Source organism: Tardiphaga sp. (assembly GCF_025356345.1).
GTDB lineage: Bacteria > Pseudomonadota > Alphaproteobacteria > Rhizobiales > Xanthobacteraceae > Tardiphaga.
Genome location: NZ_JANXTC010000250.1, coordinates 1 through 18,006 on the forward strand (window position 1 = coordinate 1; position 18,006 = coordinate 18,006).

Annotated in this window: 15 protein-coding genes and 1 pseudogene; 10 read left to right on the forward strand and 6 right to left on the reverse strand. The window is 64.3% G+C overall.

Annotated features, from left to right (window positions below; all coding sequences use genetic code 11):
- From Q0S16_RS15440 to Q0S16_RS15455, 4 genes and pseudogenes are all read left to right on the forward strand, one after another.
- Positions 1 to 127, forward strand: a pseudogene (locus Q0S16_RS15440) (ABC transporter ATP-binding protein); the annotation flags it as partial.
- Complete coding sequence (locus Q0S16_RS15445) at positions 124 to 909, forward strand: ABC transporter ATP-binding protein (RefSeq protein WP_295849779.1); 786 nt, start codon at positions 124 to 126, stop codon at positions 907 to 909. The pseudogene Q0S16_RS15440 and the gene Q0S16_RS15445, both read left to right, overlap by 4 nt.
- A 10-nt stretch (positions 910 to 919) precedes the next feature.
- Positions 920 to 1,960, forward strand: coding sequence for a serine hydrolase (locus Q0S16_RS15450; protein WP_295849782.1), 1,041 nt, complete (start codon positions 920 to 922; stop codon positions 1,958 to 1,960).
- Positions 1,961 to 1,993: 33 nt separating this feature from the next.
- A complete protein-coding gene (locus Q0S16_RS15455; RefSeq protein WP_295849784.1) occupies positions 1,994 to 3,340 on the forward strand; it encodes an MmgE/PrpD family protein in 1,347 nt (448 codons plus the stop codon).
- Between the two features lie 102 nt (positions 3,341 to 3,442).
- On the opposite strand, the gene Q0S16_RS15460 is transcribed toward Q0S16_RS15455, so the two are convergent.
- On the reverse strand, positions 3,443 to 4,387 hold the full coding sequence (locus Q0S16_RS15460) for a LysR family transcriptional regulator (RefSeq protein ID WP_295849785.1): 945 nt from the start codon (positions 4,385 to 4,387) through the stop codon (positions 3,443 to 3,445).
- Between the two features lie 108 nt (positions 4,388 to 4,495).
- Positions 4,496 to 5,083: a TetR/AcrR family transcriptional regulator gene (locus Q0S16_RS15465; protein WP_295849787.1), complete on the reverse strand. Its 588-nt coding sequence runs from the start codon at positions 5,081 to 5,083 to the stop codon at positions 4,496 to 4,498.
- Between the two features lie 204 nt (positions 5,084 to 5,287).
- Between Q0S16_RS15465 and Q0S16_RS15470 the strand changes: the two genes are divergently transcribed.
- The 3 genes from Q0S16_RS15470 (at position 5,288) to Q0S16_RS15480 (ending at position 10,965) form a co-directional block, all read left to right on the forward strand.
- Positions 5,288 to 6,508, forward strand: coding sequence for an efflux RND transporter periplasmic adaptor subunit (locus tag Q0S16_RS15470; protein WP_295849790.1), 1,221 nt, complete (start codon positions 5,288 to 5,290; stop codon positions 6,506 to 6,508).
- A gap of 130 nt (positions 6,509 to 6,638) precedes the next feature.
- Positions 6,639 to 9,872: an efflux RND transporter permease subunit gene (locus Q0S16_RS15475; protein ID WP_295849792.1), complete on the forward strand. Its 3,234-nt coding sequence runs from the start codon at positions 6,639 to 6,641 to the stop codon at positions 9,870 to 9,872.
- A 163-nt stretch (positions 9,873 to 10,035) separates the two neighbouring features.
- Positions 10,036 to 10,965 carry an N-carbamoyl-D-amino-acid hydrolase gene (locus tag Q0S16_RS15480; RefSeq protein WP_295849794.1) on the forward strand — a complete coding sequence of 310 codons (930 nt, stop codon included), beginning with the start codon at positions 10,036 to 10,038 and terminating at the stop codon, positions 10,963 to 10,965.
- Positions 10,966 to 11,016: 51 nt separating this feature from the next.
- Here the strand turns inward: Q0S16_RS15480 and Q0S16_RS15485 are convergent, their stop codons facing one another.
- Positions 11,017 to 11,676, reverse strand: coding sequence for an aspartate/glutamate racemase family protein (locus Q0S16_RS15485; RefSeq protein ID WP_295849796.1), 660 nt, complete (start codon positions 11,674 to 11,676; stop codon positions 11,017 to 11,019).
- Between the two features lie 97 nt (positions 11,677 to 11,773).
- Between Q0S16_RS15485 and hydA the strand changes: the two genes are divergently transcribed.
- Positions 11,774 to 13,240, forward strand: a complete 1,467-nt coding sequence (gene hydA / locus Q0S16_RS15490; protein ID WP_295849798.1) for a dihydropyrimidinase — start codon at positions 11,774 to 11,776, stop codon at positions 13,238 to 13,240.
- A 175-nt stretch (positions 13,241 to 13,415) separates the two neighbouring features.
- Here the strand turns inward: hydA and Q0S16_RS15495 are convergent, their stop codons facing one another.
- Positions 13,416 to 14,162: an SDR family oxidoreductase gene (locus tag Q0S16_RS15495; protein ID WP_295849800.1), complete on the reverse strand. Its 747-nt coding sequence runs from the start codon at positions 14,160 to 14,162 to the stop codon at positions 13,416 to 13,418.
- 113 nt (positions 14,163 to 14,275) lie between these two features.
- Here Q0S16_RS15495 and Q0S16_RS15500 point away from each other — a divergent pair, with 113 nt between their 5' ends.
- Positions 14,276 to 15,544, forward strand: a complete 1,269-nt coding sequence (locus Q0S16_RS15500; RefSeq protein WP_295849802.1) for a Zn-dependent hydrolase — start codon at positions 14,276 to 14,278, stop codon at positions 15,542 to 15,544.
- Between the two features lie 9 nt (positions 15,545 to 15,553).
- On the forward strand, positions 15,554 to 16,081 hold the full coding sequence (locus Q0S16_RS15505; RefSeq protein ID WP_295849804.1) for a tyrosine protein phosphatase: 528 nt from the start codon (positions 15,554 to 15,556) through the stop codon (positions 16,079 to 16,081).
- Between the two features lie 84 nt (positions 16,082 to 16,165).
- On the opposite strand, the gene Q0S16_RS15510 is transcribed toward Q0S16_RS15505, so the two are convergent.
- On the reverse strand, positions 16,166 to 16,930 hold the full coding sequence (locus Q0S16_RS15510; protein WP_295849806.1) for an adenosylcobinamide-GDP ribazoletransferase: 765 nt from the start codon (positions 16,928 to 16,930) through the stop codon (positions 16,166 to 16,168).
- Positions 16,930 to 17,985, reverse strand: coding sequence for a nicotinate-nucleotide--dimethylbenzimidazole phosphoribosyltransferase (cobT, locus tag Q0S16_RS15515; protein ID WP_295849808.1), 1,056 nt, complete (start codon positions 17,983 to 17,985; stop codon positions 16,930 to 16,932). The genes Q0S16_RS15510 and cobT overlap by 1 nt, the downstream gene beginning before the upstream one ends.
- Positions 17,986 to 18,006: the final 21 nt, after the last annotated feature.

Here is an 18,006-nt window from a genome sequence, read left to right on the forward strand (position 1 = left end):
GCATCCCTATACGCGCGCGCTGCTCGACAGCCTGCCGCGGCTCGACCGTCCGGTCGATATGCTCGCGGTGCCTTGGCGCGACCCCGCCTGGCTGACAAGTCCGACGATCCGGAGCGCGTCCACATGATGCCCTCCCAGACACCGGGCAAGGATCGTATCCTCGAAGCCGTCGGCCTGCATGTCAGGTTCGGCAAAGGCGCGCTGTCCACGGTCGCCGTCGATAACGTCTCCTTCGCCATCGCACGCGGCGAGGCCTACGGCCTGATCGGTGAATCCGGTTGCGGCAAATCGACCATCCTGCGCAGCATCGCCGGGCTGGTCGACAGTTACGACGGCGCGCTTTTGTTCGCGAACAAGGAGCTGCCGCGTCGGCGCGACAAGGATTTCTTCCGCCGCGTGCAGATGGTGTTCCAGGATCCATATGGCTCGCTGCATCCGCGCAAGATGGTGGAGAGCGTGCTGGCCGAACCGCTGGCGATCCATAAATTCGACAATCCGCGCAAGCGGATCGACGCGGTGCTGGAAGCGGTCGGACTCGGACCCGCGTTCCGGTTTCGCTATCCGCATGAACTGTCCGGCGGCCAGCGCCAGCGCGTGGCGATTGCGCGCGCGCTGGTGATCGAGCCCGAGGTGCTGTTGCTGGATGAGCCGACCTCCGCGCTCGATGTCTCGGTGCAGGCCGAAATCCTCAATCTGCTCAAGACGCTGCGGCGAGATCGTAACGTAACTTATTTCATGGTCAGCCATGACATCGCGGTCATTACCCATTTGTGTGACCGCGTCGCCGTGATGGCGGAAGGCCGCATCATCGAGGAGATGAGCGCCGCCGATGTCCGCAGCGGCCGTGCCAGGGAGCCCTACACGCGGACATTTCTAGAGGCGAGTATCGGCTATCACGCAGCGTCATAAGGAAGGCTCGATGATGGCGATTGATTTTCCTGTCGATGAGGTCCGTCACGATGAAGGCTGGCCGGCTTCTTCATGGACGATGATCGACGATATCGCCGCGGCTGGCTGGTCGCTGGAGCGTCTCAACGACGCCTTCCATTATGCCGGCAGCATCGCCACCGACGCCATGATGATCGTGCAAGGTGGTCGCGAAGTCGCGAGCTGGGGTGACATCACTCGGCGCTACAACTGCCACTCGATCCGCAAGAGTTTCCTGTCGGCGCTGATGGGGCCATATGTTGAGGACGGCACCATCGATCTGTCGCTGACGCTGGAGGCGCTCGGGATCGACGACGTCGAGGGGCTGAGCGCAGTCGAGAAGAAGGCGACCATCTACGATCTGCTGACGGCACGCTCCGGCATCTATCACCCCGCCGGCTACGAGACGCCGTGGATGCGCGCGATCAAGCCGCCCCGGCACTCGCAGCCGCCCGGCACCGCATGGTGCTACAGCAACTGGGACTTCAACGCGTTAGGCACGATCTTCGCGCAGCTCACCGGCCGCGGCGTTCATGATGCCTTGCGCGACACGATTGCGCGGCCACTCGGCATGGAGGATTTCCGCCACGACGATGAACACCGGGACGGCTGGATGGTTCAGGACGCGTGTTCGCAGCATCCCGCCTATCCGTTCGCGATGTCGACCCGCGACCTCGCACGGTTCGGCCTGATGTATCTGCGCGATGGCCGCTGGGGGCCGCGGCAGGTGATCCCCGCCGCTTGGGTGGCGACCAGCGTGCTGCCTTATTCCGACGCCGGCGCCCGCGGATCCTATGGATATATGTGGTGGCTGGCGCGAGCCGGCACCGGCTTTCCCGGTGTGGTGCAGCCGGAAGGCAGCTTTTCAGCGCAAGGCAGTGGCGGCCATTTCCTCGTCGTCATCCCGCCGCTCGATCTGGTGGTTGTGCACCGCGTCGACACCGCCATTCCCGGCCGGGTCGTCGACCGCTTCCAGTTCGGCCAATTGCTTCGCCTGATCCTCAATGCCCGCCACGCCGTGAACCGGCGCTGACGCCGCGCACCGCCTTCGCTTTTCGGAGAGACCATGAGCAGTGCCATCGAAACCATCGCCGGCTGGAGCCATGGGGCGAATGACTTTCCGCCGCGCGCGCGTCGCCGCGCCATCGACGCGATTGCCGATACGATCGGCTGCATGGTCGCGGGCGTCGATGATTTCTCGACCCGGGCGCTGCGCCGCGCCGTCGGCGCGCAGATCTCGGCCGCGGGTGACAGCCCGGTGATCGGCGGCGGCCGGGCGCCGGCGGCCATCGCTGCGCTGGTCAATGGCACCGCCGCGCATGCGCTCGATTATGATGACAATTTTCAACCCGCTTACAGCCATGCTTCGGCGGTGCTGGTGCCGGCGCTGCTCGCGGCTGCCGCACCGCTCGCCGTTAGCGGCCGCGCGCTGGTGGACGCCTACCTCGTCGGGCTGGAAGCGCAGGCGGCCATCGGCCTCGGCGTCAATCCCGCGCATTATACGGTGGGCTGGCACTCGACCTCGACCTGTGGCGCGATCGGCACCGCGGCTGGCGTGTCGCGGCTGCTCGGGTTTGACGCGGCCGCAACGGCGCGGGCGATGAGCATGGCGGTGAGTTCGGCGGCCGGCATCAAGGGGCAGTTCGGCACGCCAGCCAAGCCGTTTCACGCCGGCATGGCGGCGCGCAATGCCGTCGAGGCGGCGGCGCTGGGCAGCGCCGGGCTGACCGGCCGGCTCGATATCCTCGAAGCGCCGCAAGGCTTTCGCGATCTGTTCGGCGGGCCGGATGCGAAGGGCTGGGACGACATGACACTCGCTCGGCCATTGACGATCGAAGGCCATGGCGTGATTCCGAAGCGACATCCGTGCTGCGGCTCGACACACTATGTCGTCGACATGGTGCTGGATTTGCGCGCGCGTCATGGATTCAGCGCTGGCGACGTAGTATCGATCGAGTGCGTCGTCGGCATCGCCAATGCGCGCAACCTTTGTTATCCCGATCCGCAGGACGAGATGCAGGCGCGGTTCTCGATGCAATATTGCGTCGCGCTGGCGCTACAACAAGAGCGGCTCAGCCTCGCGGATTTCACCCTGGCGCAGATCGCGCGGCCGGAGATCCGGGCGCTGCTGACGCTCACCAACATGACCGCGCACAGTCGCGAGCAGGAACGCGCAGGCCGGCGGCTGCCGCATCAGGTCGTCATCTGGCTCAGGGATGGCACCGTGTTGCAGGCCGAACGGCTGCACGCCAAAGGCAGCATCGCCGATCCCTTCGACGATCGCGATCGCGCGGCGAAATTCGCCGATTGTTGCGAGCGGCTGGGGGGCGACACAACTTATGTGCTTTACGACAATCTGATGTGGCTCGACGCGCAGCCTGATCTGAATTTCCTGGCGCCGATGTTTGGCTGAAAAAAGTAGGATGGGTTGAGCGCTTAGCGACACCCATCAACATTTGGCGCGCGGGAGTGATGGGTTTCGCGAAGACGCTATACCCATCTTACGCCAGGTGTTTCAGGCGGCGCCGGCGATCGACAATGACGGGTGGTTTTCGACGCGCTGATCGACATCGTCGATCGCTGCCCAGAAACGCTCGACCGCGGGGCGGCAACGGCCGCTGGCGCGGTACAGCCGGATCTCGGTCGGCAAATGCCAGGAGGCATCGCCGGCGACCACCAGCTGGCCGGATTTCAATTCCTCGCCGACCAGGCTTTCGGGAATCCAGCCGACGCCGCAGCCCGCGAGCGCCATCGCCTTGAGGCCGGCCGACATCGCGTTCTCATAGACCGTGGTCAGGGGCAGGGGGCGTTCCGCCAGCAGTTTCACCAGCCCACGCCCGAAAAACGAGCCGGTGCCGTAACTCAGATAGGCAATCGCAGGAGCTGACGGGCAAAGCGCGTGGACGGCATTGCCGTTTGCATCTGGAACCGAGACCGGTATCGCTGCCTCGGTGCCGAGACAGCGATACGAGAAGCGTTCCGGGTCGATATGGGTCGGGACGTTTGGATGCGCATAGGTCAGGAAGAAGTCGCTCTCGCCATCGAGCAACATCGACACCTTTCCCGCGAAGGATGAGCGCTGCTCGCCGAAATGGGTCTTGAACAGATGGCCGCGGCCCTCCAGCCGGCGGATCCAGTCCGGGAAGAACGTCAGCGCCAGCGTGTTCAAAGTGGCGAAGGTCAGCACTTCCGCCGTCACGGCGTGCTGGTGCCGGATATCGCGGCGCGCGCTGTGTACCAAGCCGACCAGTTCGGTGGCCTTGGGCAGAAACGCCTTGCCTTCGGCGGTGACGCGGACGGGATAGGTGCTGCGATCGAACAGCGGAACGCACAACCAGTTCTCGAGCTGCCGGATGCGGCGGCTCAACGCCGACTGCGTCACATGGCGTTCATGGGCCGACCGCGAAAAACTCTGCGTCGCGGCCAGACTCAGAAAGTCTTCGAGCCACTTCAACTCCATAACGATATCTTCCGTCAGGTCGCCGGTGCAGCGGGATCGCGGTGGTGGACCTGTCGGTTCTCGCTGCAAGAGACGCGCCATCAACATAATCGCGTTCGAGCCGATGGCTTAGACCGGCGGCCAGCTCCGCATCGTCATGTCGGCAATGCGGCGCAATTGCCCGTGGTCGGCGCCGCCGGCGGCTTGCACCGCCATGCCCTGCAACATCGTCGAAACATAGCGCGCCAGATCAGCGGCGTCTGAGTCGCCCGGCAGGTCACCTTCGGCCTGCGCCCGCAAGAAGCGCTCCCGCAGATCGCTTTCGCCCTTGGCACGGCGCATCATCAATTCCTGTTTGATGGTTTCCGCGGCGGCGCCGCAACTGAGCGCGCCCTGGACGGCCAGGCAGCCTGGATTGTCCGGATTGGTCAGCGCATCGGCCGCTTCATACAGCACATGGGAGACCACTTCGCGCGCGGTGGGTTTGCTCAGGGCCTCCTGAAAATAACCGCCCGGTCCATCGACATAGCGGTCGAGCGCCTTGCGAAACAATTCTTCCTTGTTGCCGAAAGCGGCATAGAGGCTGGGCTTGGTGATGCCCATCGCGGCGGTGAGGTCGGCCATCGATGCTCCCTCATAGCCCTTGCGCCAGAACACCTGCAGCGCCTGGTCGAGCGCCTTGTCGCAGCTGAATTCGCGCGGGCGGCCCAAGGCCATAACGTCTCCTCCAAAAGCAATATCGAGTTTCGTACCTTTCGTTAGATATGTCTCTTGACAGCGGATGTCGATAGACCATCTATACCGAACGTTACGAATGTGTGCGTTGCAGCGTAACTGTTTTCGGGTGGATCGGGGCGGCCCTTGCGGCCATTACCGTTTGGATCGGGACTGCGGTCCGGATCGGAAATATCGGGGTTCGACATGAGTAAGATGAATGAAAACAATCGCTTGATGGCTTCCGCTGCGATTGTCGCCGTGCTGGCTGTCGGTGGGGCGATGGTGCTGGCAGAGTGGAATGGCACCGCCAAGGCCGATCCCGTCACGGCCGCAGCGCCCCCGGCGCTTTCTGCCTCGGTGGCCGTCGTCACCGCCAGCGAGACCGCGCCGTCGGATGAATTTTCTGGGCGGCTGGAAGCGGTCGAACGCGTCGAGATCCGCTCCCGCGTGGCCGGCGCGATTCAGGAAATCCATTTTCGCGAGGGCGCGCTGGTCAACAAGGACGACCTGCTGGTGCTGATCGATCCGGCGCTGTACGCCGCCGATGTGGCGCGTGCCGACGGTCAGGTTGCCGCCGCCAAGGCGCGTCTCGTGCTGACCAAAAACGAGTTCGACCGCGGCCAGCAGCTTTCGGATTCGCGCTGGATCTCGCAAAAAGATCTCGACACCCGCATCAACGGGTTTCGCGAGGCGGAGGCCAATCTGAAGGCCGCCGAAGCCGCGCTACAGACCGCCAAACTGAACCTCAGCTACACCGAAGTCCGCGCGCCGGTGTCCGGCCGTGTCGGCAAGGTGGAATTCACCGTCGGCAATCTGATCGCCGCTGGTCCCGGCGCGCCGGTGCTCACCACGCTAGTATCGATCAACCCGATCTATGCCAGCTTCAATGCCGACGAGCAGGTCGTGACCCGCGCGCTGAAGACTCTGGCGGATGAGAAGACCCCCGCCGATATCGACCGCATCCCGGTGCAGATGGGCACCGTGACTTCCGACGGCACGCCGATCAAGGGTCACATGCAATTCATCGATAACCAGGTCGATGCCAAGAGCGGCACCGTGCGGGTGCGTGCGGTGTTCGACAATTCCGACGGCCGGCTGATGCCGGGCCAGTTCGCCCGTCTCACGATGGGCCAGCCGAAGGCCGAGCCGACCTTGCTGGTGAGCGAACGCGCGGTCGGCACCGACCAGAACAAAAAATATGTCATGGTTGTCGATGCCCAGAACAAGGCGGAATACCGCGAGGTCGCGCTTGGCGTCTCGGTCAATGGTCAGCGCGTCATCCTCGGCGGGCTGAAGGCCGGCGAGCGCATCGTCGTCAATGGCCTGCAGAGGGTGCGGCCGGGCGCGCTGATCAAGCCGGAAATCGTGGCGATGGACTCGGTTTCCAATACTGGCAGCAAGACCAGCGTCGCCAGCGCCAAATAGGGCGCGACGCCCGGTCCACGAAGGCGGACAGGGCCAACCTCCAACTGCCCGAACGTCCCCGCGCGGTCGATGCCCCGACCGCGCGAGGAGCCTTGCGCCCTGAAGCTTCTGTGACCGACGAGACCGCGCCATGAACTTCTCGAAATTCTTCATCGATCGCCCGATCTTCGCCGGCGTGCTGTCGACCCTGATCTTCCTGGCCGGCCTGCTGTCGATGCCGGTATTGCCGATTTCCGAATATCCGGAAGTGGCGCCGCCCACCGTGGTGGTACGCGCGACCTATCCGGGCGCCAATCCGAAGGTGATAGCAGAGACGGTCGCCACGCCGATCGAGGAGCAGATCAACGGCGTCGAAGGCATGCTCTATATGAGCAGCCAGGCCACCACCGACGGGTTGATGACGCTGAACGTCACCTTCCGGCTCGGCACCGACCCCGACAAGGCGCAGCAGCTGGTGCAGAACCGGGTGTCGCAGGCCGAGCCGCGGCTGCCGCAGGAAGTCCGCACGCTGGGCGTCACCACCATCAAGAGCGCGCCCGACCTGACCATGGTGGTGCATCTGCTGTCGCCGAACGACCGCTACGACATGACGTATTTGCGCAACTACGCCGTGCTCAACGTCAAGGATCGTCTCGCGCGGCTCGAAGGCGTCGGTCAGGTGCAGCTGTTCGGCTCCGGCGACTATTCGATGCGGATCTGGCTCGATCCGCAAAAGGTCGCCGAGCGTGGGCTGTCGCCGGGCGATGTGGTCAAGGAGATCCGTGCCCAGAACGTGCAGGCCGCCGCCGGCGTGGTCGGCGCCTCGCCGAATGATACCGGGCTCGATTTGCAGCTCTCAATCAACGCCCAGGGCCGGCTGCAGACCGAGGAAGAATTCGGCGAGATCATTGTCAAGAATGGCAGCAATGGCGAAGTGACGCGATTGCGCGACGTCGCCCGGATCGAACTCGGCGCCGCCGATTATTCGCTGCGCTCGCTGCTCAACAACAAGTCCGCGGTGGCAATCCCGATCTTCCAGTCGCCGGGCTCCAACGCCATCCAGATCTCCGATAATGTCCGCAAGGCGATGGCCGAGCTGAAGGCGAACATGCCGGACGGCATGGACTACAGCATCGTCTACGATCCCACCCAGTTCGTACGCGCCTCGATCGAGGCCGTGATCCACACGCTGCTGGAAGCGGTGGCACTGGTGGTGCTGGTCGTCATCCTGTTCCTGCAGACCTGGCGCGCCTCGATCATTCCGCTGATCGCGGTACCGGTATCGATCGTCGGTACTTTCGCGGTCATGCACGTATTCGGTTTCTCGATCAACGCGCTGACTTTGTTCGGTCTGGTGCTGGCCATCGGCATCGTGGTCGACGACGCCATCGTCGTGGTCGAGAACGTCGAGCGCAATATCGAGAAGGGACTGTCGCCCAAGGACGCCGCCTATCAGGCGATGCGCGAGGTCACCGGCCCGATCATTGCGATTGCGCTGGTGCTGGTCGCGGTGTTCGTGCCGCTGGCCTTCATCACCGGGCTCACCGGACAGTTTTACAAGCAGTTCGCGCTGACGGTGGCGATTTCCACCGTGATCTCCGCGTTCAACTCGCTGACGCTGTCGCCGGCTTTGGCCGCGCTGCTGCTGAAGGGCCACGATGCGCCGAAGGACATTCTGACCCGCGGCATGGACCGCTCGCTCGGCTGGTTCTTCCGCCGCTTCAACCGCGCCTTCACCTGGAGCTCGAACGCTTATAGTGGCGGCGTCGGTCGCGTGATCTCGCGCCGTGGCCTCGTCATGGTGGTCTATATCGCCTTGATCGGCGTAACGGGCTATCTGTTCCGCGCGGTGCCGGGCGGCTTCGTTCCGGGCCAGGACAAGCAATATCTGGTCGGTTTTGCCCAGTTGCCGGATGGCGCCACGCTCGACCGCACCGAGGATGTCATCCGCAAGATGGGCGAGATCGCCCGTGCGACGCCAGGGATTGAGGATGCGATCCAGTTTCCCGGCCTCTCGATCAACGGTTTTACGAATTCTTCGAATTCAGGCATCGTATTTGTGACGCTAAAACCGTTCGACGAGCGCAAGGACCCGAGCCTGTCCGGCAACGCCATTGCGATGACGCTGAACGGAAAATTTTCCAAAATCCAGGAAGCCTTTATCGCTATGTTCCCGCCGCCGCCGGTGTCGGGGCTGGGTACCATCGGCGGCTTCAAGCTGCAGATCGAGGACCGTGCCGGCCTCGGCTACGAAGCGCTGTCGGAGGCGACCAAGGCATTTGTCACCAAGGCGTCGGCGCAGAAGGAGCTGGTCGGCCTGTTCACCAGCTACCAGATCAACGTGCCGCAGCTGTATGCCGACATCGACCGCACCAAGGCGCGCCAGCTCTCGGTGCCCGTAACCTCGGTGTTCGAGACCATGCAGATCTATCTCGGTTCGCTCTACGTCAACGACTTCAACAAGTTCGGCCGCACCTATTCGGTGCGCGTGCAGGCGGACGCCAAATACCGCGCCCGCGCCGACGATATCGGTCTGCTGAAAGTACGCTCCGACACCGGCGAGATGGTGCCGCTGTCGACGCTGCTGAAGGTCAAGGAAAGCGCCGGGCCGGAACGCGCCATGCGGTATAACGGCTTCCTCACCGCCGATCTTAACGGCAATGCGGCGCCGGGCTATTCGACAGGGCAGGCGCAGGCTGCGATCGAACGCGTCGCCGCGGAGACGTTTCCGAAGGGCATCGGTTTCGAATGGACCGAACTGACCTATCAGGAGATCATCGCCGGCAATTCATCCTTCATCGTGTTTCCGGTGGCGCTGCTGCTGGTGTTCCTGGTGCTGGCCGCGCAATATGAGAGCCTGACGCTGCCGCTGTCGATCATCATGATCGTGCCGATGGGATTGTTGGCGGCGATGTTCGGCGTCTGGATCACCAAGGGCGACAACAACGTCTTCACCCAGATCGGCTTGATCGTGCTGGTCGGCCTGTCGGCGAAGAACGCCATCCTGATCGTCGAGTTCGCGCGCGAGCTGGAATTCGGCGGCCGCACGCCGATCGAGGCCGCGATCGAGGCCAGCCGGCTGCGGCTGCGGCCGATCCTGATGACCTCGCTGGCTTTTATCATGGGCGTGGTGCCGCTGGTGATCTCGACCGGCGCCGGCTCCGAGATGCGCCATGCGATGGGCGTCGCGGTGTTCTCCGGCATGATCGGCGTCACGGCCATCGGCATCTTCTTCACGCCGATGTTCTACGTGCTGCTCCGCGCGCTGGCCGGCAACCGGCCGCTGACCCAGCACGGCGAAGCGACGGTGGATCACCTCGCGCCATTGGCGCCGGTGTCGGCAATCGCGGGCGGTCATGGTCATCACGACCATACGGCGGTCTGAGAACATGGCGTGACCGGCTATCCCGGTCACGCCATGCGCGCGAGGAATGCGCGTGGTGACGTCGGTCGTGCATGTCTACGCATAGGTGATGCCGCCGTCCGGGCTCGAACATCGCGACCGCACCTGTTACAAGCGGCGCGCAAACCCGAACCCGGACAAATTCATGCGCATCCTGAACGTCGCCGCCGCCCAGATGGGCCCGATCCAGAAGGCGGAGAGCCGCGAAGCCGTCGTCAAGCGGATGCTGGCGCTGCTGGCGGAAGCCAAGGCGAAGGGCGCCGATCTCGTTGTCTATCCCGAACTGGCGCTGACCACGTTCTTTCCGCGCTATTACATGACCGATCAGAAGGATGTGGATGCCTGGTTCGAATCGGCAATGCCGAACGCCGCGGTGCAACCATTGTTCGACGCCGCCGCCGCCGCCAATATCGCGCTGTCGATCGGTTATGCCGAGCTGACGCCGGACGGTCACCACTTCAATACCCAGATCCTGACTGACCGAACCGGCAAAATCATCGGCAAATATCGCAAGATCCATTTGCCCGGCCATGTCGAATTCGACGCCGAGCGCACCCACCAGCATCTCGAAAAGCGCTATTTCGAGCCCGGCGATCTCGGCTTCCCGGTGTTTCGCGCGCTTGGCGGCATCTTCGGCATGTTGATCTGCAATGATCGTCGGTGGCCGGAAGCCTACCGCGTGATGGGGCTGCAGGGCGTCGAGATGGTCGTGCTCGGCTACAACACGCCATCGGTGAATTCGCAGAAGTCGGTGGAAGGGCCGGAGCAGCGCCTGTTCCACAACCGGTTGTCGGTGCAGGCTGGCGCCTATCAGAACTCGACCTTCGTGGTCGCGGTCGCCAAGGGCGGCAACGAGGATGGCTTTCCGCTGATCGGCGGCAGCCTGATCGTCGATCCCAACGGCGTGATTCTTGCCGAAGCCGAGACCGAAGCCGACGAATTGCTGGTTTGCGCCTGCGATCTCGACGACACTGCTTTTGGCAAGAAGACCATCTTCGATTTCGAACGCCACCGCCGCATCGAGCATTACGGCCGCATCACCTCGCAGACCGGCGTCATCCTGCCGCCAGAGTAGGGCGAACAATGTTCCCTCACCTCTCTCCGATGGGGAGAGGTGAAAAACAGCCTACTGAAACATCACCGCGCCGATCGCCATGCTGACCGCGGCCTGGGTGGGGTCGATGACCGGGATGCCGATCGCATCCTCAAGCGCGATGCGGTGCCGCGCCATGCCGGCGCAGCCCATCACCACGACATTGGCACCGTCAATGTCTTTCAGGTCGCGGCCGATCTTGATCATCCGCTCCAGCGTGTCGGCGCCCGACGCGGTCTCCGCGACGGTCATGTTGAGCGGACGCTCGCCGGCGAATCGATCCATCAGGCACATCTGGCGGAGGTAACGCAGGTGCCGCGGGATCGAGCGCTGCGCCACCGCGATCACGCCAAAACGATCGCCGCGCGCCAGCGCGCTCAATACACCGGCCTCGGCGATGCCGAACACCGGCCGCGTCGTCGCCTCGCGGCTGACATGCAGGCCGGGATCGGAATAGCAGGCGATCACGAAGGCATCGGCGGAATTGTCGGCCGCGACCAGACGGCGCAGCGGCATGGTGACGCTTTCGAGATCCGCCTGCGTTTCGACGCCGATCGGCCCCTCGGCCAGCGTCACGCATTCGATTTCGGGGCCGGCCTCGAAGCACACCGGTTGTAGCGCGATCGTCAGGTGATGCGTTACCTGCGTGTTCGAATTCGGATTAACCACCAAGATCTTCTTGCGGCGCAGCATATCAGGCTCCTTGTCACGGTTGCAGTATTACCGGAATGTGCGTGTTATCAAAGCGTTCAATGCAATCCCGAACGTTGAGCCGTCACTGGAGCCGCCCTTGTCCGAACCTGCCTATGATCTCGTCATCCGCGGTGGCACCGTTGCCACTTCCAGCGCCGTCTTTGCCGCCGATGTCGGCATTTCAGGCGAGACCATTGTCGCGCTCGGCATCAATCTCGCCGCCGGCCGGAAAGAGATCGATGCATCGGGTAAATTGGTGCTGCCCGGCGGCGTCGATGCCCACGCCCATATTGAGCAGCTCTCGGCCGCCGGCATCATGAATGCCGACACCTTCGAGTCCGCCACCAGATCGGCGGCATTCGGCGGCACCACCAGCGTGATTTCCTTCGCCGCCCAGCACGTCGGCATGGATGTGCGCGAGGTCGTCACCGATTACACGGCGTTGGCGAAGAAGGGCGCGATGATCGACTACGCCTTCCACATCATCGTCGCCGATGTCACCGACAAGGTGATCGCCGAGGATCTTCCGGCGCTGGTCAGCGAAGGCTTTTCCTCGATCAAGATCTTCATGACCTATGACCGGCTCCGGGTCGACGACGAGAAGCTGCTCGACATCCTCGCCGCTGCCCGCGCCGCCGGGGCGCTGGTCTGCGTGCATGCCGAAAACCATGGCGTGATCGCCTGGATGGTCAAACGCCTGCTCGACAAGGGCTACACCGCGCCAAAATATCATGCGGTCAGTCATGCGCGGGTATCCGAATCCGAGGCCTTCACCCGGCTGATCGCGTTCAGCGAATTGCTCGACCAGCCGGTGATGATCTTCCACGTCTCGACCCGCGAGGGCGCGGCAGTGATCCGCGAAGCGCGCGGCCGCGGCGTCAAGGTGTTTGCCGAGACCTGTCCGCAATATCTGTTCCTTACCGCCGAGGATCTCGACAAGCCCGGCACCGAGGGTGCGAAGTGGATGTGCAGTCCGCCGACGCGCACCACCGATGACCAGGAGGCGCTGTGGCGCGCGCTCGAACTCGGCGACCTGCAACTGGTCTCGTCGGATCATGCGCCGTACCGCTATGATGACACCGGCAAGCTGCGCGCCGGTCCTAACCCGAATTTCAAGCAGATCGCCAACGGCATACCCGGCCTCGAAGTGCGGCTGCCGCTGCTGTTCGACGCCATGGTCTCGAAGGGCCGGCTCGGGTTGCAAAAGTTCGTCGAACTGACCTCGACCGCGCCGGCGCAGATCTACAATCTGCCGAACAAGGGCTCGATCGCCATCGGCATGGATGCTGATATCGCGATCTGGGATCCCTTGAAGAAGGTAACGCTGTCGGATGCGATGATGCATGACCTCGCCGGCTTCACGCCGTTCGCAGGCAACGAGATCACCGGCTGGCCGGAGACGGTGCTGTTGCGTGGCAAAGTGCTGGTCGAGGACGGTGCGTTTCATGGCACGCCCGGTGATGGCCGCCTGATGCTGCGCGACGGCGGCCGCGCCGCGGCGCCGACCGGACGGCTGGCCGCGGAGATGGATCCGGCGCGGAATTTTGGTGCGACGCTGATATAGCCAGCGATGATTCTTCTTCCCTCTCCCCTTGTGGGAGAGGGTGGCCGCGCGCCAGCGCGGTCGGGTGAGGGGAGCCACAAACTCCGAGCCCGATGATTACCCCTCATCCGACGTGGACTTCGTCCGCGCCACCTTCTCCCACAAGGAGAGAAGGGACGAAGGAGCCGCGCGCTGTCTACATCGCCATGAACGACCGATTCCAGGTCGGGCTGATCAGCACCTCGTTGATGCAGACATGCGGTGGCATGCCGGCGATGAAGGCAATGGTGCGGCCGAGATCGGCCGGCTGCAGCATTCGCGCCATCACTTCCTCGCTCGGCGGCACCGGGCGATTCAGCATGATCGGCGTGGCGACTTCGCCGGGCGACAGGCAGCAGGCCCGCAGCCCGTTGACGCATTCGTCCATGTTGAAGGAATGCGTCAGCGCCAGCACCGCATGTTTGGTGGCGGTATAGGCTGGGCCGGTCATCTTCGAGACGATGCGGCCCGCCCAGGAGGCCACGTTGATGATGCAGCCGTCGTGCTGCGCGCGCATCGCCGGCAGCACGGCCCGCATGCAGTACATCACGCCGTTGAGGTTGATATCGACGATCTGGTCCCAGCCTTCCTGGGTCACATCCTGCCAAGTGCGCTTCGGCACATTGACGCCGGCGCTGTTGACGAGAAGATCGATGCGACCGTATTTCGTGAGAATCGCCTGCGCGACCTTGTTCACATCGGCGGCGTTGCTGACGTCGAGCGCCATCGCCTCGATCGGCTTGCCGCCGGCCCCGATTTCGTCGACGACGCCTTGCAGCATTTCGGCGCGGCGGCCGGAGATGACTACGGTCCAGCCATCCGCCAGCAGCGCCTCCGCGCCGGCCCTGCCGATGCCTGTTCCGCCGCCGGTGACCCAGGCAATTTTCTTGTTGTTGGCGCTCATGGTTCGTCTCCCGTTGGTTTCTTGATTGATCGCGCGCAAAGTGTTCAACAATTATCCGGAAGGCGCCAGCCCCGCTGGCCCATGGTGATCATCGAACCGAACGGGCCGCAGTCTTGAGCACGACCATCTCCACCAAGCCGCCGATCGATCAGCAGCGCCTGTGGGACGAGCACATGGCGCTCGCCGCCATCACCGATCCCGGCAAGCCATGGACCCGGCGCTCGTTCTCGCCGCGTTTCCTCGAAGGCCGTGACTGGCTGCGGCAGAAATTCATCGAGGCCGGCATGACCGTGCGGCTCGATGCCGGCGCGAACCTGATCGCGCGGCTTGAGGGCAGCGTCACAGGCGCGCCGGCGATCATGCTGGGCTCGCATTCCGATACCGTGCCCTCGGGCGGCCGCTTCGACGGCATCTCCGGGATCTTGACGGCGCTGGAAGCGGTGCGGGCGCTGCAGGCTTCCGGCTATGCGTTCCGGCATCCGGTCGAGATCGTCGATTTTCTCGCCGAGGAGCCCAGCGAATACGGCCTGTCCTGTGTCGGCAGCCGAGCCATGGTCGGCGAACTCGACGCCAGGATGCTGGGCTATACCAATGCGCAGGGCGAGACGCTGCATGACGCGATCGCCCGGGTCGGCGGCGATCCCGCGGCGATCGCGACGATGACGCCGCCAAAAATCGCCGGCTATTTCGAACTGCATATCGAGCAGGGCGTGGTGCTGGAGAGTGGCAAGCTCGACCTCGGCATCGTCACCGGGATCGCCAGCATCACCCGCGTCGAGATCGTGCTGACGGGCGCCGCCGATCACGCCGGCAGCACGCGGATGGAATATCGCCGCGACGCCAGCCTGCCGGCCGCCGAACTGCTGCTGCTGGTTGACCGCCAGGCGCGCATCTTCGCCGCGCGCAACGAGGGCCATTTTGTCGCGACGACCGGCATTCTGGAATTGAGCCCGAACGCATCCAACGTCGTGCCGGGCGGCGCGCGCATGATTCTCGACATCCGCGCCGAGAAGTCGGCGCTGGTGGAAGAATTCGTCGGGTTGCTCGATCGCGAAAGTGCCGATATCGCCAAGCGCGCCAAGGTGAAACGCGAGCGCTTTGCGATACTGTCGCAGAATCCGCCGGCGCCGTGCGACGCGCATCTGCGCGATCTGCTGACTCGCAGCGCCGACAAGCTTGGTTATTCCACGACGACACTGGCGTCCGGCGCCGGCCACGACGCCGCCTTCCTCTCGCATATCGGGCCGAGCGCGATGCTGTTCATCCCGTCGAAGGACGGCAAGAGCCATTGTCCGGAAGAATGGTCGACGTCCGAGCAACTGGCCGTCGGCGCCGCGACCTTGTACGAGGCCGTGCGTCTGCTCGACGGCCAGAACCTCTAGAACATCGACATGACGTCACAGCATCCGATTTACGTGACGTCGCTGGGCGGTCTGCCAAACGTCGCGGCCAGGCTTGACGGCTTCGATCTGCTGACGCTGTTGTCGCCCAGTGCCGAGTTGCATGACTGGACCACACTTGCGCATCAGCGCCACCTGCGGCTGACATTTCACGATATCGTTGTTGCCACGCCGGGCCTGACCGCGCCGGATGGCAATACGGTGCAGGCGATCCTCGATTTCGGCCGCCACGAGCGTGATTGCCCGATGCTGGTCCACTGCTGGGCCGGCATCAGCCGCTCCAGCGCCGCTGCCTATGTGATTGCCTGTGATCGCAATCCCGGCTTCGAGCAGGCGATCGCCAGCGAGTTGCGAACCCGCTCGGCCGAGGTCACGCCGAATATCCTGATGGTGCAACTGGCTGACGATCTGCTCGGTCGCAACGGCGCCATGGTCGATGCCATCCGCCGGATCGGCCGCGGCGCCGAGGCGTTCGAGGGCGCGCCCTATCAGCTGCCGCTGCGCTGGCGGCTATCGTAGTCCGGAAGAGCGAAGCGACATCCGGGACAGCGTTTTGACAAGTCCGCCGGCCACGGATTTCGCAACGGCTCATCCGGGCTACAGTCAAGCCATCACCGCCGCGACGCCGAGCAAAAATCCGATCTGGAATACTTGTTCGATGGCGCCCAGCACATCGCCGGTGTAGCCGCCGAGCAGGCGGCGCGACCAGATGGCGAGCAGGGCCGCCAGCGTCGCGCCGCAGAGCAGGCCGATGGCGACGGAGGTCAGCGATATCAATGCCAGCGGCAACGCCGCCAGCAACATGATCACCAGTGCGAAAAGTAATTCATTCCTGCGCACTGGCGCCTCGGCATAACTCACTTTCATCGCCGCGGTCTCGCCGGCATAGTGGAGACGGTTCATCACCCAGGCCGGTGCCGCGCGCGCTGCCGCGTGCGCCGCGATCAGTGCCGCCGGTCCGGCCCACATCGGCAGGTCTGCAATCGCGGCGACGCGCAACGCGATGCCGAGCCCGAGCGCCAGCGCGCCGTAGCTGCCGATGCGGCTGTCCTTCATGATCGCGAGACGCTTTTCGATTGTCCAGCCACCGCCAAAGCTGTCGGCGGTATCGGCGAGGCCATCTTCATGCAGCGCACTGGTGAGAACTATGCTGGCGGCCACCGCAAGCAAGGCTGATATCACCGGGCTCCAGAACTCGTTGGCGATCAGCAACACGATCGCAGAGCACAGGCCAATACCGGCGCCCACCAGCGGAAAATATTTCATTGCCCGCGCCAGCCAGTCCGGTGCCGTCGCGCTCTCGGTATCGGGCACCCGCACGATGGTCAGGAAGCGGATCGCATTCAGCAGGTCGCCGGGCAGGCGCATCAGATGTTTCCCGCCAGCACGTCGTTGAGATCAGCGACATCGGTAAGCAGCCGCGCTGCGGCGCGCACCAAGGGCACCGCCAGCAGCGCGCCGCTACCTTCGCCGAGCCGCAGGCCGAGATCGAGCAGCGGTTGGGCGTCGAGGGCGGCGAGCGCGATGTCGTGGCCGCGTTCGGCGGAGCGATGCGCGAACACGCAATAGCCGCGCGCCTCCGGGCACAGCCGGATCGCCAGCAGCGCGGCTGCCGTGGAGATGAAACCATCGATGATCACCGGCCGGCGCAGCGAGGCGGCGCCGAGCACGGCGCCCGCCATCATCGCAATCTCCAATCCGCCGAATTCGGCGAGCACCTCGAGCGGCGCGGTCGCAGCGCTGCGCGCGGCGGCCATCTCGATCGCGGCGCGCTTCTTCGCCATGCCGGATTCGTCCTGTCCGGCGCCGACGCCGATGCAGTCATTGAGCGGCGCGGGCGCCAACCGGTGAACCAGCAGCGCTGAGGAGGCGGTGTTGCCGATTCCCATCTCGCCCAGCGCGAGAATATCGGCACCGTTGCGGATCTCGCCGATCGCGATCCGGCTGCCGCGCGTCAGCGCCTCGGCGGCCTGATCCGGCGTCATGGCCGGCTCGCGCGCGGCGTTTGCCGTGCCCGGGCGAATCCTGGCGTCGATCAGTTTCGGATGCGGGGCCATTTCCGCGGCGATGCCGGCATCGATGACGCGGATCTCGACATGGTTCGCGGCGGCAAAGGCGTTGGCGGTGGCGCGGCCGGCGAGAAAGGTCATCACCATCGCCACCGTCACAGCGGCGGGATATTGCGACACGCCTTCGGCGACCAACCCGTGATCGGCGGTGAATACCAGCAGCACGGCATTATCGCCGCGCGGCTCGCCGGGATGCCGGATCATGCCGAGTCGCACCGCGAGATCCTCGATTCGGCCGAGCGATCCCGGCGGCTTGGCCTTGCCGTCGATACGGGCGCGGATCATCGGCTGGATCGCCGGATCGAGCGGGGTAATGGCGGGTGGTTGCCAGACAGGCGAGATATTGGCGGACATCGGGTTCCTCTTTGAGGCGCC